Here is a 13,399-nt window from a genome sequence, read left to right as displayed (position 1 = left end):
CCCTTCCCAAGCGGCAAGGAGGGCGCTTAGCTGCGGAAGACCTCGATTGGAGCGCCCGCATGCTGACTCGTCGCCTCTTCCTTCTCTCGCTGAGCGCCCTCGCAGCGTGCGGCGGCTCGCCGCGGCCGAGGCCGAAACCGGCCTATGCGCTACCGCTCCATCGCAACGAGACACCGGAAATCCGCGCCCTGATCAACCGCTACTCGGACCACTACGGCGTTCCGCGCACCCTGACCCACCGAGTCATCCAGCGCGAGAGCCGTTACCGCGCCGATGCCCGCAACGGCCCCTATTACGGGCTGATGCAGATCCTGCCGCAAACCGCACGCGGCATGGGCTTTCGCGGCAAGCCGCATGACCTGCTCGACCCTTCGACGAACCTGAAATACGCCGTGAAATACCTGCGCGGCGCATGGCTGGTCTCGGACGGCTCTGAAGATCGCGCGGTCAAATGGTATTCGCGCGGCTATTATTACGAGGCCAAGCGGCGCGGCCTGCTCCGGGAAACCGGTCTGCGCTGACCCGCGACCTGCGCGTCCTCGAACTGAGGGACGCTCCGCGGGGGATATTTGCGCCAAGGCGAAGCAAAACGCTCTCTCTTCGGCTTGGCCGAAATATCCCCGCCGGAGGCATCCGGCCTTTCCACGCAAAGCTGCCCTCACTCAGGCGCGCGCAACACCCCGGCAGGCCGGGCCGCAAGCGGGCGCAAAGCGAAGACCAGACCCGCGAGCAGCGTCGCGATCACACCGCCCGCCACGATCAGAAGCGCTGGCATCGGGGCGAAATGGAACTCCGCGCCCATCACCAGATGAACCACGGCCCAGCCCGCGAGCCCACCGAACAGGATCGCGACCAGCCCCGCCGCCGCGCCCATCAGCGCAGAGCGCAGCGCGAAGCTCGCTAGGATCGCGCCGCGCGTGGCGCCGAGCGTCTTGAGCATCGCCGCCTCCCAGGCGCGCTCGCGCTCGCCTGCCGCCGCCGCGCCGATCAGCACGACGAAGCCGGTAAGCAGCGTCACGCCCGCCGCCAGCGAGGTCGCCCGCGCGATGGCCGAGAGCGCATCAGTCACGCGCTGCAAGGCATCGCGCACGCGGATCGCGGTGATATTGGGGAAGCGTTCCGCCAGATCGCGCATCACCTGCGCCTCAGCGCTTGGCGGCGCGTAGATCGTGGCGAGCCATGTATGGGGCGCACCGCGCAGCGCCGCGGGATCGAGCGTGAGGACGAAACCGATCCCGCCGGTCGAGAAATCCACATCGCGGAACGAGGTCACCTTCGCGGTGATGTCGCGCCCGAGGATGTTCACCGTGATCGTATCGCCGAGCTTCAGGCCGATCTCCTGCGCCTCCTTGGCCGAGAAGCTGGCCAGCGGCGGGCCGTTATAGTCCTTCGGCCACCACTCGCCCGCGGTGATCTTCTCGCGCGGGGTCTCGGCATAGGTCACGCCGCGATCGCCGCGCAGCACCCAATGCTCGCCATGCGTCTTGCGCGCATCCTCGCCGTTGATCTTGGTGATCACGCCGCGCAACATCGGCACGCTCTCGACCTTCGTGACTGCAGGCATGTCAGCCAGCAGGTCGGTGAAGGGCTGGATCTGGTCGGGCTGGATATCGATCACGAAATAGGCCGGCGCGACCTTCGGCAGATCGCGGTCGATCGCACCGCGCAAGCCGCTGTCGACTTGTCCCACGGCGGCCAGAACCGAGAGGCCGAGGCCGAGCGACAGGATGACCGAGCGCGCTTCGGAGCGCGGCCCGCCGATAGCGGCAAGGGCTGCGCGCAGCACGGGGCGGCCCCGGGCACGGTGCTGGGCGCGACGCGCGAGCCAGCGGATCAGGCTGGCGGAGAGCGTGAGGATCAGAAGCGCCACGGCGATGCCGCCGAGGCTAGCCAGCGTCAAGGTCCAAAGGCCCGAGAACCACGCCGAGACGGTGACGATGATCGTCAGAAGCGCTCCCGTCAGCAGAAGCGTGGGCCAGCCCGGCAGGCGGCGGCCTGCGCCGGTGTCGCGGTAAAGCGTCGCCGCGCGCATCTTCGACATGCGCGAGAGCGGCCAGAGCGCAAACAGCATCGCGACCAATGCGCCGTAGAGCGCGGCCTCGCCCAGCGGGCCGGGATCGAGGCCGATCTCGACCGGCAGCGGCAGCGAGCGTTCGATCAGCCCGGATGCGCCGAGTACGAGACCGGCGCCAAGGACGAGCCCGGCGAGAATGCCCGCGAGGCCGAGGGCTGCGAGCTGCAGCAGAAACGCCGCGCGGATCGTGCCTCCGGTCGCGCCGAGCGCGCGCAGGGTCGCGATGGTGGGCGCCTTGCGTTCGATCCACGCAGCGACCGTGGCGGAGATGCCGACCCCGCCTACGGCCAGCCCGGCAAGCCCGACCAGCACGAGGAAAGAACCCAGCCGCTGCACGAAACGCTCCGCCCCCGGCGCGGCCCGGCGGCGGTCGGACCAGCGCATACCTGCACCGTCGAACCGGGTCTCGGCCTGCTGTTTCAGCGTGGCGAGGTCGGTGTCTGGCGGTAGCGTCGCGCGGTATTCCGTCTCGAAGAGCGAGCCGGGCGACAGCAGCGGCGTGTTCTCGATGGCCGACAGGGAGACGATGGAATGCGGACCGAGGCCCATCCCCGTCCCGGTCGAATCCGGCTCGCGCACGATCCGCGCCATCATCACGAAATCCTGCCCACCAAGCTGCACCCGGTCACCGGGGCTCAGGCCCAGACGGTCGGCGAGGATCGGATCGAGGAAAATCCCCGGCACGCCGCCCTGCCCTGTCAACGCGTCCGGCGTAACGGACGGATCAAGCTGCAGCTTGCCGGTCAGCGGATAGGCCCCGTCCACCGCTTTCACCTGCGTCAAAGCGCGGTCGGCGGGATCGGTGCCGGTCGACAGCATCGAGCGGAAGTCGATCACCTCCGAGACCGCCGTGGCGCGGTCGGTGATCCATTGCAGCTCCTCGGGCTTGGCGCGGCGATAGGTGAATTCGTATTGCGCGTCGCCCCCCAAGAGCACCGCGCCCTGATCCGACAGCGCACGCTCGATCGCGGAGCGCACCAGACCGACCGAGGCGATCGCCGCAACGCCCAGCATGAGGCAGAGCAACATCACCCAGAAGCCGCGAATGCCGCCGCGCAGCTCGCGCCGGGCGATGGAGAGCGCGAGGCTCATGCGGGGGTGCCCGTTGCAATGTGATCGCCCACGACTTCTCCATCACGCAGCTCCACGATCCGGTCGCAGCGCGAGGCCAGTTCAGGCGCGTGGGTCACCAGCACCAACGTCGCGCCGTGTTTCTCCTGCAGGCCGAAAAGCAGCTCGATGATCGTCTCGCCCGTGGCGCTGTCGAGATTGCCGGTGGGTTCATCCGCCAGCAGGATCGCAGGTCGCGGCGCGACCGCGCGGGCCAGCGCCACGCGCTGCTGCTCGCCGCCCGACATCTGGCTGGGATAATGGTCGAGCCTATGCGCCAGCCCGACGGCCTCCAGCTCTGCCGCGGCGCGCTCGAACGGGCGCTCCACGCCTGCGATTTCCAGCGGCATCGCGACGTTTTCCAGCGCCGTCATCGTCGGGATGAGGTGGAAGCTTTGGAAAACCACCCCCATATTACCCCGACGAAACCGCGCCAGCGCATCCTCGGACAGCTTCGAGAGATCGTGACCCAAAGCGGTGACGGACCCCGAGGTGGCGCGTTCCAGCCCACCCATCAGCATGAGGAGCGACGATTTGCCCGATCCAGACGGCCCCGTAAGCCCGACGCTTTCCCCTTTCGCGAAGCTGAGGTCGATCCCGTTGAGGATCTCGACCGGGCCGGTATTGCCGTCGAGCGCGAGCCGCGCGTCTTTCAACTCAAGGATCGTTTCACTCATGCGCCGTCTTTCTTTTGCTTCAAAGGGATATGGGCCGCGCATGGGGATACGCAAGCGGATCGCGGCCGGTTTTATCGCCGCAGGGCTGGCTCTGAGCGCTGTGCCCGCGATGGCGGAGGTGTCGATCCTCGCGCTCGGGGACTCGCTGACCCAAGGCTACGGGCTCGATAATCCGACCGACGGGCTGGTCCCGCAGCTGCAGGGCTGGCTGCGCGATCACGGGCAGGATGTCAGCGTCATCAATGGCGGCGTCTCCGGCGATACGACGGCGGGCGGGCTGTCGCGGATCGACTGGCTCCTGACGCCGCAGCCCGATGCGGTGATCGTGGCTCTGGGCGGCAACGACCTGCTGCGGGGGTTGCCCCCGGAACAGGCGCGCGCGAACCTCGACGGCATCCTCGCGAAACTGCAGGCGAAGGACATTCCGGCACTGCTGGCAGGCCTTCCCGCACCGGGGAATTTCGGCCCGAAATACCAGAAGGATTTCGACGCGATCTATCCCGACCTGGCGAAGAAATACGATGCGGTTCTGGTGCCCAACCTGCTCGCCCCGATCACGGAGACTTCGATCGAGGAGCGCGCGAAGACCAACCTGATGCAGCCCGACAATATCCACCCCTCGCCTGCCGGCGTGAAAAAGGTGGTGGCGGCGCTGGGGCCGAAGGTGCTGGAGCTTCTGGCGAAGGTGAAGCCAGGGAGCTGAGCTCTCAGCTCTCCTCTTCGGGATAAGCCGCCTTGCAGGCTGCGATCTGCGCCTCGGCGGCCTTCGACAGTTCCGCCTGCCGCTTCAACAGAGCCTCAAGTTTGCGCTTTTCGATTACCGGATCTATCGGGATCGGTCGCTGGCGCGTGACCGTGTAATCCTCGAGGCACATGCGCGGCTTCTGGATCACCTTGTCGCCCTTGGTGATCGTGTCGTAGCCACAGATTTCCCACCGGCTCGACGTGGTCTCGTAGCTCTGCCACGCATAGCCGCGCGCGAGATTGCCCTGCACCTCGCTGACCAGATCGGTGACGCGGCGCAGTTCGGTCGTGGATTGCCGGATACAGCGCTCCTGCGGGGTGCCGCAGGCGGCGAGCAGGACGAGCGGGATCAGCATCAGGGCGTGGCGCATGGGCGGTCTCCTTCGCGTTCAGCCTACGCCCGCTTCCGCCCGCGATCAATCGCGCCCTTCCCGCACCCGCCCACGCCTGCTAAGGATCACGCCAGAGATTTGGGAGGCCCGACGCATGACAGACACGGTTGAGGATTTCGACGCCCGCAAGGGCCGCGCGAGCCAATGGTTCTCGGACCTGCGCGACCGGATCGTGGCGGCGTTCGAGGGGCTGGAGGACAGTCATACCGAAGGTCCGCTGTCCGAGCAGGCGCCGGGTCGCTTCGAAGTCACCCCGACCGAGCGCAAGGGCCCCGCGGGCGAGGACCACGGCGGCGGCAAGATGAGCGTGATGCGCGGCGGTCGCGTCTTCGAAAAGGTCGGCGTGAACATCTCCACCGTGTGGGGCGAACTGGCCCCCCGCGCGCAAAAGGCGATGGCCGCGCGCGGCGTGCCGGGGATGGAGGAAGACCCGCGTTTCTGGGCCGCAGGCATTTCGCTGGTCGCGCATATGCAGAACCCGCATTGCCCCGCCGTGCACATGAATACCCGGATGTTCTGGACGCCCGGCGCGTGGTGGTTCGGCGGCGGCGCGGACCTCAATCCGTGTCTTGAGTATGACGAGGACACCGCGCATTTCCACGCCGAGATGCAGGCCGCCTGCGACGCTCATGACAAGACCTATTACGACCATTTCAAAGCCTGGGCGGACGAGTATTTCTTCATCCCCCATCGCGGCCGCGCGCGTGGCGTCGGCGGCATCTTCTACGACGATCTGAACACCGATGAGTGGGAGGACGATTTCGCCTTCACCCAATCGGTGGGCGCGGCCTTCCTGCCCGCCTTCCAGCCGCTGATCGAGAAACGCCGCGTGCAGGACTGGTCCGAAGAGGACCGCGAAGCCCAGCTGCGTCATCGCGGGCTCTATGCCGAATATAACCTCGTCTATGATCGGGGCACGAAATTCGGGTTGGAAACCGGCCACAATGCGGATGCGGTCCTGATGAGCCTGCCGCCCGTCGCGAAGTGGTATTGAAGGGCTGATGGCCTCATGGGCGCGAGGTGGAGGGGCGCTGCCCCACCCGCGCGCAGGCACGCAAACGGAAAGAAAAGAGGGGCGCTGCCCCTCTTCGCTTACGCGAATTCACCCCGGGATATTTTTGCCAAGAGGAAGAAATAGTTGCGCGCCCGAATACTCGGACGCGCGCGCTCTCGGTCGAAATCGCGTGTCAGCCGTTGCGGATCGTCTCGACCATCAGCGCCACGTTCTCCGGATCGGCATCGGGAGTGATCCCGTGACCGAGATTGAAGATATGCGGCCCCTTGCTGAAGGCCTGCACCACGTGGCGGGTCTCGTCGATCAGCGCCTGACCTCCGGTGACCATATGCGAGGATGCGAGGTTGCCCTGTACGCAGCCCGACACCTGGACATGCTCTGCACCCCATTCCGGTGTCACCGAATTGTCGAGAGCGACGCAATCGGCGCCGGTCTTCTGATGGAAGCCGATATAGCCCTCGCCCGCCTCGCGCGGGAAGGCGATGACCGGCAGACCCGGGAAACGCGCTTTCATCTCGGCGATGATCTTGCGCGCCGGTTCGACGGCGAAGTCCTCGAAATCCTGACCCTTGAGCGAGCCCGCCCAGCTGTCGAAGATCTTGACGACCTCGGCCCCGGCCTCGACTTGTTTCGAAAGGTATTCGATGGTCGAGACGGTCAGCAGGTCGATGATTTTCACGAAGGTCTCGCGGTCTTCGGCCTTCAGCGCATGCGCCGGACCCTGATCCTTCGTGCCACGCCCCGCGATCATGTAGGTCGCGACGGTCCACGGTGCGCCGGCGAAACCGATCAGAGTGGTCTCTTTCGGCAGTTCTTCCGAGAGGATCGAGACCGTCTCATAGACCGGATTCAGCGTCTCGTGGATGTCATCCTTGGTCTTGAGCTTGGCGAAATCGTCGGCCCCGGTGATCGTCGAGAGTCGCGGGCCCTCGCCTGTGACGAACCACAAATCGGCGCCCAGAGCCTGCGGCAGGAGCAGGATGTCGGCGAACAGGATCGCCGCGTCGAAGCCGTAGCGGCGGATCGGCTGCAACGTCACTTCGGCGGCCAGTTCGGGGGTGTAGCACAGCGACAGGAAATCGCCCGCCTTCGCCCGCGTCGCGCGATATTCCGGCAGGTAGCGCCCCGCCTGCCGCATCATCCAGACCGGAGGGGTCGGCAGCACTTCGCCTTTCAAAGCTCGCAGGATCGTCTTGTCGGTCATTCTGGCGCCTCCTCTTTGCCCCCTTCGACGCGACCTGTGGCGTCATGTCAAGCGCGGGGCTTCTTGCAAGGTCCATCTGTCGCGGATATTCCGGGGCCATGACACAGATGCCCGATGCGAAATCCCCGCTCAAGATCGGCACCCGCGGCTCGCCGCTGGCGCTGGCGCAGGCCTATGAGACCCGTGACCGGCTGATGGCCGCGCATGGCCTGCCCGAAGACGCTTTCGAGGTCGTGGTGATCAAGACCACGGGCGACGACCGGGCGATGATCGCGGCGGACAAACCGCTCAAGGAGATCGGCAACAAGGGCCTGTTCACGAAGGAAATCGAAGAGGCGATGGTCGATGGCCGCATCGATATCGCCGTGCATTCGATGAAGGACATGCCGACCGAGCAGCCCGAGGGTCTGGTGCTCGATTGCTATCTGCCGCGCGAAGACGTGCGCGATGCCTTCGTCAGCTTGGAATACGACTCGATCATGGCCCTGCCCGAAGGGGCGACGGTCGGCACCTCCAGCCTGCGTCGCCGGGCGCAGCTTGCCCACGTGCGACCCGATCTGAAGCTGGTCGAGTTTCGCGGCAATGTGCAGACCCGGCTGAAGAAGCTGGCGGACGGTGTCGCGGCTGCGAGCTTCCTCGCCTATGCGGGGCTGCGGCGTCTGGGGATGGAGGACTCGGCGCGCGGGCCCATCGCCCCCGAAGAGATGCTGCCGGCTGTCGCACAGGGCGCGATCGGGATCGAGCGCCGGATGGCCGATGCTCGCGCCGAGGCCCTTCTGGCCCCGATCCATGATCTGGTGACCGAGCAGCGCCTGCTGGCGGAACGCGCATTCCTCGCGACGCTGGACGGCTCCTGCGAGACACCGATTGCCGGGCTCGCACTGATCGAGGGCGACCGGCTCTGGCTGCGCGGTCAGATCCTACGTCCCGACGGCTCCGAGGCGCTCGCGGGCGAACGCTGGGGCAATATCGACGAGGGCGCCGCGATGGGCGAACACCTCGCGCGCGATCTACTGTCTCAGGCGGGCGAAGGCTTCTTCGACTGGCGCTGAGCGCCCCGGCACCGAGTTAACACAGAAGCTGACCCGCCGCGCGGCGCTCGAGCGCCCGCTCCATCTCGGGGATTTCGCCATCGCCGAAGCCGCGCAAGGCGAGGCGTTCCAGCGGGCTGATATCGCACCAGAGGTTTTTCAGCACCTTGTCGCGGCGCTTGCGCGGCACCTCGGCGAGACGCATTTCATAGATCTCGTCGGCCGCCGCCAGAAGACGCGGATGCAGGTTCTCGAGCAGCGGTTCGAAAGCGATGCGGGCGGATTTGGCGTTGCGGAGCCGCAGGATCGCCCCCTCGCCGACGGTCATCGTCTGGATCAGAGTCCAGTCCAGCACATCGGCTGCCCGGTGCGGCGGGATCGGGGCGTGACCGCTAAGGCCATAGGTCAGACAGAGCACATCGCGCTCGTCCCGTGGCATCGCCAGCACGACGCGGGCGCAATCCTGTTCCAAGGCAGTTTCGGCATCCTCCAGCCGCCCGAGGCGCGGTGTCGACACCTGCGATGGCGGCACCTCCGCGCGGACGAAGATATTGCGGATCACATTATCGAACTTCAGTGCGATATGACGCGAGAGCATGACACTTCCTTTTACATATACAACCTCTCCGCCCTGTCTTCTGAACGAGCTTTGCGGCACCGCCGTTCCCTCCCGAGAGCGGTTTTCCGCCGGGCTTTTCGCTAAGTCTTTGTAGGTCCACGAGGAAGGCTTGACGCCTCCCTCTTGCACTTGGTCGCCCGAAAGCGCAAAGCGGCGCCATGCTGCGCCCGATCCGCCTCGTCCTGTCCGATCCCGCCCTGCGCCTCGCCGCCGTGCTGCTCGTGCTGTTCGGCGCCCATGCGGCGACGATGGGGCCCTATGTCTCGGCGCTGGCGATCAAGGTGTTCGGCCTGTCGGATCGCGCCTATTCGGGAGTGCTGATGGTCGCCTCGGTGCTGTCGGTCTCGGCCTCGGTCGGACTTGGCATCCTCGCCGATCAGCGCGCGAACCGCCGGGCCATCGCGCTTGGCACCTCGGCGATGCTGATCGCGGGCTCGGGGCTGGTTCTGGCGGGCGACAATTGGGTGGTCTTCGTGATCGCCAACGCGCTGATCCTGCCGCTCTCGGCGTCGATCTTCGGGCAGCTTTTCGCGCTGTCCCGTCTGGCGGCCTCGACCCATCCGGCAGAGGACCGACCCGCAATCCTCTCGACCCTGCGGGCACTTTTCGCGCTGCCCTGGGTCGTGGTGCTGCCGATCTGGTCGGTGATCTTCGATCAGGGGGCGGAGCTGACCTCGATCTACCCGGTGACGCTGACCCTCGGGGCCACGATCCTCGCGCTGACCTTCCTTTTCTGGCCGCGTGACGGGGCGACGCGCTGGCCCGACCCGAAATCGGGGCTGAGCTTCCGGCAATCCTTACGCGAGATGGCGAACCTGCCGATCCTTGCCCGCGTCGTGGCGCTTGGCACGATCAACGGGGCGGTGATGCTCTATCTCGTGGTGATGGGCTTGGTGTTCGAGGCGACGCCGGGCCGTGGGGCCGCCGATACCGCGCTCTATGCTGGCCTGATGGCGGGGCTGGAAGTGCCCTTCATGCTGGCGCTGCCGCTTGTTCTGGGACGGATCGAGCGGACGACGATGATCTGGGCGGGAGCCGCGCTTTACGCGACCCATCTGGGACTGATCCCGGTGCTGGCTGCAACGCCCTATGTCTGGTTTCTCGCCCTGCCCGGCGCGATCGGCGGCGCGGTCGTTCTGACCCAACCGATGGCCTATCTGCAGGACCTGCTGTCGAACCGGCCCGGCGCAGGAGCCTCGCTGATGGCGCTGCAAAAGCTGGCAGGCGATGGATTCTCCGCGGCAATCTTTGCCATCGGCACGGCTATTGCGGGTTATGAGCTGGCCGCGGCGGCAGGTGCGCTTCTGGGCGTTGCAGGCGCGGGCGCGCTTTGGGCGATGGACCGGCGCGCGGCGCGGTCCTGACCCCTTAAAAGGCCGGAACCTGCACGCGGTCCAGAAGGCTGCGTCCGCCGTCGACATTGATGATCTGCCCGGTGACGAAGCTCGCCCCCGAGGACGCCAGATACTGCACCGTCTCGGCCAGTTCCGACGGCGGTGCGATCCGGCCCAGCGGCGTGCCTTCGCAGATCGCCTCGCGCCAGTCGTCGTTTTCCTTCAGCGCATCCTGCAGCGAACGGCTCATAACCGAGGCGAAGCTGACACCGTTCACCCTAATCCGCTTCGGCGCGAGAGCCACGGCGAGCGAGCGGATCGCCTGATCTTGCGCAGCGCAGGCGATCGAATAGGCCATCAGTTCGGGCTGGGTGCGGTTCGAGGCCAGCGTCGAGACATTGATGATCGAGCCGATCTCACCCTCGGTGCGACCCTCTTCCTCGGCCTGCTTGATCATCCGCTTCGCGGTCATCTGGCTGACCCGCAAAGCCGATTTCATGTTCTGCGACAGCATCGAGTCGAGCACGTCCACCGACGGTTCGAGCGGGTCGCAGGGCGCGAAGGTGCGTGCGCAATTCACCAGGATGTCGATCCGGTCGAACGCGTCCACCGTGGCCGAGAGCAGGTTTTTCACCGCCAGCTTCTCGCACAGGTCGCCCGAGAAATAGCGCACCGGCCCTTCGGTCTTGGCGGTGTCGCCCAGTTCGGTAGCAAGCTTTTCTTCATCGATATCGGCGAACATCACCTGCGCGCCGCGATCGACGAAATGGCGCGCGATGGCCTGACCGATACCGTGGGCTGCGCCCGTGACGATGACGGTCTTGCCGGAAACAGAAAGGGACATTGGGTGTCTCCTTGTGGATGTTGAGGCAGGTTAGGCGAGCTTAGCGCCGCTTGCGAGGGGCAAGGGTACGTTTCGGCTCGGCTGTGGCGCGCATGCCCGCAGATTTCCCCGGGGTCTTTCCGGCCGGGATCGGCTTGGCTGCGCGGATGATACGAAAACGGGTGGAGGGGCCGCTGGGCGGCGTGATCTCTTCGATCTCGTGGAACGCGGTGGCGAGCGCGTCGGCATAGGGCAAATGGCGGTTCGCCACCATCCAGAGCGTGCCCGAAAGCGACAGCATACCACGCGCAGCCTGAATGAAGGCCAGCCCCAGCGCCGGATCTGCGCCGCGTGCAGCCCCGTGGAAGGGCGGATTCATCACGACGGCAGTGTAGCGCTCTTCCGGCGCATGCCGCGTGGCATCCGCCCAAAGGAACTGTGCGCGCGGATCGGAAATGTTGCGTTTCGCGCAGTCCAGCGCGACCGCATCCGATTCCACCAGATCGAGACGCTCGACGCCCTTACGTGCAAGGATCTGCGCCGAGAGCCAGCCCCAGCCAGCGCCGAGATCGGCTACCTTCGCGGGCAGCGTCTCGGGCAGGCATTCGGCCAGAAGCGCTGAACCCTCGTCCACCGCATCCGCGGAAAATACACCCGGACGGGTCACGAAACCTTCGACAGGATGGATATCCTGCGCCGCCCAGTCGCTCAGCAGATCTGGGTCTGCCGCGAACCATGCGATCTTGCCATGGGCCTTCGCGATCGGCGCGGACAGGTCCACCCGTCCCCGCAATTCCTTGAGCAGCGAGTCGATCCCTTCGGTCTTCACCCCGTCGACATAGATCGGCCCGCCAGGAGCCACACGCTGGCACGCATCGGCGATCAGGGCGCGGGCCTCCGCCTTGGCGCGGGGCGCGAAGATGATCGCGGCGGCATAGCTGCCCTCGGCAGTCGGCGAGACGCGGAGGCCGCGCTGTGCGAGAACGTCATGATCGGGTTTCTCGGGCTGGATCGCGACGAGGCGATCAACCGGCAGGCCGCCAAGGTCCAGCGTGCCCACGGGCGAAAACAGCGCAATGTCTCCCTCGGGCGGAAGCGCCTCGGGCATCTCGAGAGCGAGCGAAAGTCGCGGATGGCTCATGCAGGGAACCCTCTGAAAGAAACGAGCCCGCCAGATAGGCGGGCGCGACTGAATTTGCAAGGAACCGCTTTGGCGGCGTTTATTCCTTCTCCATCGTGCATTGCAGCGGGTGCTGGTGGCGGCGCGCGAAATCCATCACCTGCGCCACCTTCGTCTCGGCCACCTCGAAAGAGAACACGCCGACCACAGCGAGACCCTTCTTGTGCACGGTCAGCATGATCTCGAACGCCTGTGCGTGGTTCAGCCCAAAGAACCGCTCGAGGATATGCACGACGAATTCCATCGGCGTGTAATCGTCGTTGAGCAGCATCACCTTGTACATCGGCGGGCGCTGCGTCTTCGGCCGCGTCTTGGTCGCGAGGGACGCATCGTTATCGCTGTCGTCCTGGTCGTCGTCGGACATCATGTAAAGAGGCTCGGTCAAGGGCGCTCCGGCATCAGGATTCGTTGAGGGGCTCTGGCGGAATATAGGGTCTTCGTGACATATGAAAAGTCCCTCAACACCTCCAGCGAGAAAGGCGGGACGATGCAGCTGACGGCGATTGGCTTCGATGCGGATGACACGCTTTGGCACAACGAGCGTTTCTTCAAACTCACGCAGGGGCGCTTCACCGAATTGCTGCGCGAGCACGCCGAACCCGATCATCTGGCCGAGCGGCTGATCGCGGCGGAACGTCGCAACATCACGCATTATGGCTTTGGCGTCAAAGGCTTCACCCTGTCGATGATCGAAACCGCCATCGAGGTGAGCGAGGGTCGCGTGCCCGCCACGATCCTGTCGGAGATCCTCGCCGCCGGGCGCGAGATGCTCTCGCATCCGATCGAGTTGCTGCCGCACGCGCGCGAGACGATCGAGGCGCTGTCGGACGACTACCGCATCCTGCTGGTGACGAAGGGCGACCTGATTGATCAGGAGCGAAAGCTGGCGCAGTCGGGCCTCGGCGATCTGTTCGACGCGGTCGAGATCGTCTCGGACAAGAAGCCCCCGGTCTATGCCGAGATTTTCGCGCGCCACGCCGAAGGCGCGGAGCACGGGCTGATGGCGGGGAATTCGCTGAAATCCGACGTGATCCCGATGATCGAGGCAGGCGGCTGGGGCGTGCATGTGCCCCATGAATTGACATGGGCCTTCGAGCATGCGGAGGCTCCGTCAGCGCATCCGCGCTTCGCGGAATTGCCGGACCTCGGCGCGCTGCCGGACCTGATCGCAAAAATCACGAATTGAGCCCTGCTTT

14 protein-coding genes are annotated in these 13,399 nt (G+C 65.9%); 6 read left to right on the top strand and 8 right to left on the bottom strand.

The features are described from left to right. The first annotated feature begins 59 nt into the window (after positions 1 to 59). Positions 60 to 521 (top strand): lytic transglycosylase domain-containing protein, encoded by a 462-nt coding sequence (locus B6V73_RS15560; RefSeq protein ID WP_088725688.1) that lies wholly within the window; start codon positions 60 to 62, stop codon positions 519 to 521. 137 nt (positions 522 to 658) lie between these two features. Here the strand turns inward: B6V73_RS15560 and B6V73_RS15555 are convergent, their stop codons facing one another. Further along, on the bottom strand, positions 659 to 3,166 hold the full coding sequence (locus B6V73_RS15555) for an FtsX-like permease family protein (RefSeq protein ID WP_088725687.1): 2,508 nt from the start codon (positions 3,164 to 3,166) through the stop codon (positions 659 to 661). After that, on the bottom strand, positions 3,163 to 3,861 hold the full coding sequence (locus tag B6V73_RS15550; protein WP_088725686.1) for an ABC transporter ATP-binding protein: 699 nt from the start codon (positions 3,859 to 3,861) through the stop codon (positions 3,163 to 3,165). Before B6V73_RS15550 ends, B6V73_RS15555 begins: the two co-directional genes overlap by 4 nt. 40 nt (positions 3,862 to 3,901) lie before the next feature. Here B6V73_RS15550 and B6V73_RS15545 point away from each other — a divergent pair, with 40 nt between their 5' ends. Next, the gene (locus B6V73_RS15545; protein WP_075774173.1) at positions 3,902 to 4,564 is read left to right on the top strand and encodes an arylesterase; all 663 of its coding nucleotides are present in this window, start codon (positions 3,902 to 3,904) and stop codon (positions 4,562 to 4,564) included. Positions 4,565 to 4,568: 4 nt separating this feature from the next. On the opposite strand, the gene B6V73_RS15540 is transcribed toward B6V73_RS15545, so the two are convergent. After that, positions 4,569 to 4,976, bottom strand: a complete 408-nt coding sequence (locus tag B6V73_RS15540) for a hypothetical protein (RefSeq protein ID WP_088719671.1) — start codon at positions 4,974 to 4,976, stop codon at positions 4,569 to 4,571. 115 nt (positions 4,977 to 5,091) lie between these two features. Between B6V73_RS15540 and hemF the strand changes: the two genes are divergently transcribed. Beyond that, positions 5,092 to 5,991: an oxygen-dependent coproporphyrinogen oxidase gene (gene hemF / locus B6V73_RS15535; protein WP_088719670.1), complete on the top strand. Its 900-nt coding sequence runs from the start codon at positions 5,092 to 5,094 to the stop codon at positions 5,989 to 5,991. A 193-nt stretch (positions 5,992 to 6,184) separates the two neighbouring features. Here hemF and hemE read toward each other — a convergent pair whose 3' ends face one another. After that, a complete protein-coding gene (gene hemE / locus B6V73_RS15530; RefSeq protein ID WP_088719669.1) occupies positions 6,185 to 7,216 on the bottom strand; it encodes a uroporphyrinogen decarboxylase in 1,032 nt (343 codons plus the stop codon). A 98-nt stretch (positions 7,217 to 7,314) separates the two neighbouring features. Between hemE and hemC the strand changes: the two genes are divergently transcribed. Further along, on the top strand, positions 7,315 to 8,268 hold the full coding sequence (hemC, locus tag B6V73_RS15525) for a hydroxymethylbilane synthase (RefSeq protein WP_075774169.1): 954 nt from the start codon (positions 7,315 to 7,317) through the stop codon (positions 8,266 to 8,268). A 16-nt stretch (positions 8,269 to 8,284) separates the two neighbouring features. Here the strand turns inward: hemC and B6V73_RS15520 are convergent, their stop codons facing one another. Further along, complete coding sequence (locus B6V73_RS15520; protein ID WP_075774168.1) at positions 8,285 to 8,845, bottom strand: hypothetical protein; 561 nt, start codon at positions 8,843 to 8,845, stop codon at positions 8,285 to 8,287. A 179-nt stretch (positions 8,846 to 9,024) separates the two neighbouring features. Between B6V73_RS15520 and B6V73_RS15515 the strand changes: the two genes are divergently transcribed. Beyond that, on the top strand, positions 9,025 to 10,230 hold the full coding sequence (locus B6V73_RS15515) for a hypothetical protein (protein ID WP_075774167.1): 1,206 nt from the start codon (positions 9,025 to 9,027) through the stop codon (positions 10,228 to 10,230). Between the two features lie 4 nt (positions 10,231 to 10,234). Here B6V73_RS15515 and B6V73_RS15510 read toward each other — a convergent pair whose 3' ends face one another. The 3 genes from B6V73_RS15510 to clpS all read right to left on the bottom strand — a co-directional run bounded on the left by B6V73_RS15510 (position 10,235) and on the right by clpS (position 12,570). After that, positions 10,235 to 11,044, bottom strand: coding sequence for an SDR family oxidoreductase (locus B6V73_RS15510; RefSeq protein ID WP_088725685.1), 810 nt, complete (start codon positions 11,042 to 11,044; stop codon positions 10,235 to 10,237). Positions 11,045 to 11,084: 40 nt separating this feature from the next. Continuing rightward, entirely contained in the window at positions 11,085 to 12,164 is a 1,080-nt protein-coding gene (locus B6V73_RS15505; protein WP_088725684.1) for a class I SAM-dependent methyltransferase, read from the bottom strand. A gap of 79 nt (positions 12,165 to 12,243) precedes the next feature. Then, entirely contained in the window at positions 12,244 to 12,570 is a 327-nt protein-coding gene (gene clpS, locus B6V73_RS15500; RefSeq protein ID WP_088722630.1) for an ATP-dependent Clp protease adapter ClpS, read from the bottom strand. 120 nt (positions 12,571 to 12,690) lie between these two features. Between clpS and B6V73_RS15495 the strand changes: the two genes are divergently transcribed. Further along, complete coding sequence (locus B6V73_RS15495) at positions 12,691 to 13,389, top strand: HAD family hydrolase (RefSeq protein ID WP_088725683.1); 699 nt, start codon at positions 12,691 to 12,693, stop codon at positions 13,387 to 13,389. Positions 13,390 to 13,399: the final 10 nt, after the last annotated feature.

Source organism: Thioclava sp. JM3, from assembly GCF_002213185.1.
GTDB classification, from domain to species: domain Bacteria; phylum Pseudomonadota; class Alphaproteobacteria; order Rhodobacterales; family Rhodobacteraceae; genus Thioclava; species Thioclava nitratireducens.
This window is presented reverse-complemented; position numbering and strand designations above follow the sequence as displayed.

Bases quoted from the DNA above. Each gene is read 5' to 3' on its own strand.
- B6V73_RS15560 (WP_088725688.1), top strand. From the start codon at position 60: ATGCTGACTCGTCGCCTCTTCCTTCTCTCGCTGAGCGCCCTCGCAGCG.
- B6V73_RS15555 (WP_088725687.1), bottom strand. From the start codon at position 3,166: ATGAGCCTCGCGCTCTCCATCGCCCGGCGCGAGCTGCGCGGCGGCATT.
- B6V73_RS15550 (WP_088725686.1), bottom strand. From the start codon at position 3,861: ATGAGTGAAACGATCCTTGAGTTGAAAGACGCGCGGCTCGCGCTCGAC.
- B6V73_RS15545 (WP_075774173.1), top strand. From the start codon at position 3,902: ATGGGGATACGCAAGCGGATCGCGGCCGGTTTTATCGCCGCAGGGCTG.
- B6V73_RS15540 (WP_088719671.1), bottom strand. From the start codon at position 4,976: ATGCGCCACGCCCTGATGCTGATCCCGCTCGTCCTGCTCGCCGCCTGC.
- hemF (WP_088719670.1), top strand. From the start codon at position 5,092: ATGACAGACACGGTTGAGGATTTCGACGCCCGCAAGGGCCGCGCGAGC.
- hemE (WP_088719669.1), bottom strand. From the start codon at position 7,216: ATGACCGACAAGACGATCCTGCGAGCTTTGAAAGGCGAAGTGCTGCCG.
- hemC (WP_075774169.1), top strand. From the start codon at position 7,315: ATGACACAGATGCCCGATGCGAAATCCCCGCTCAAGATCGGCACCCGC.
- B6V73_RS15520 (WP_075774168.1), bottom strand. From the start codon at position 8,845: ATGCTCTCGCGTCATATCGCACTGAAGTTCGATAATGTGATCCGCAAT.
- B6V73_RS15515 (WP_075774167.1), top strand. From the start codon at position 9,025: ATGCTGCGCCCGATCCGCCTCGTCCTGTCCGATCCCGCCCTGCGCCTC.
- B6V73_RS15510 (WP_088725685.1), bottom strand. From the start codon at position 11,044: ATGTCCCTTTCTGTTTCCGGCAAGACCGTCATCGTCACGGGCGCAGCC.
- B6V73_RS15505 (WP_088725684.1), bottom strand. From the start codon at position 12,164: ATGAGCCATCCGCGACTTTCGCTCGCTCTCGAGATGCCCGAGGCGCTT.
- clpS (WP_088722630.1), bottom strand. From the start codon at position 12,570: ATGATGTCCGACGACGACCAGGACGACAGCGATAACGATGCGTCCCTC.
- B6V73_RS15495 (WP_088725683.1), top strand. From the start codon at position 12,691: ATGCAGCTGACGGCGATTGGCTTCGATGCGGATGACACGCTTTGGCAC.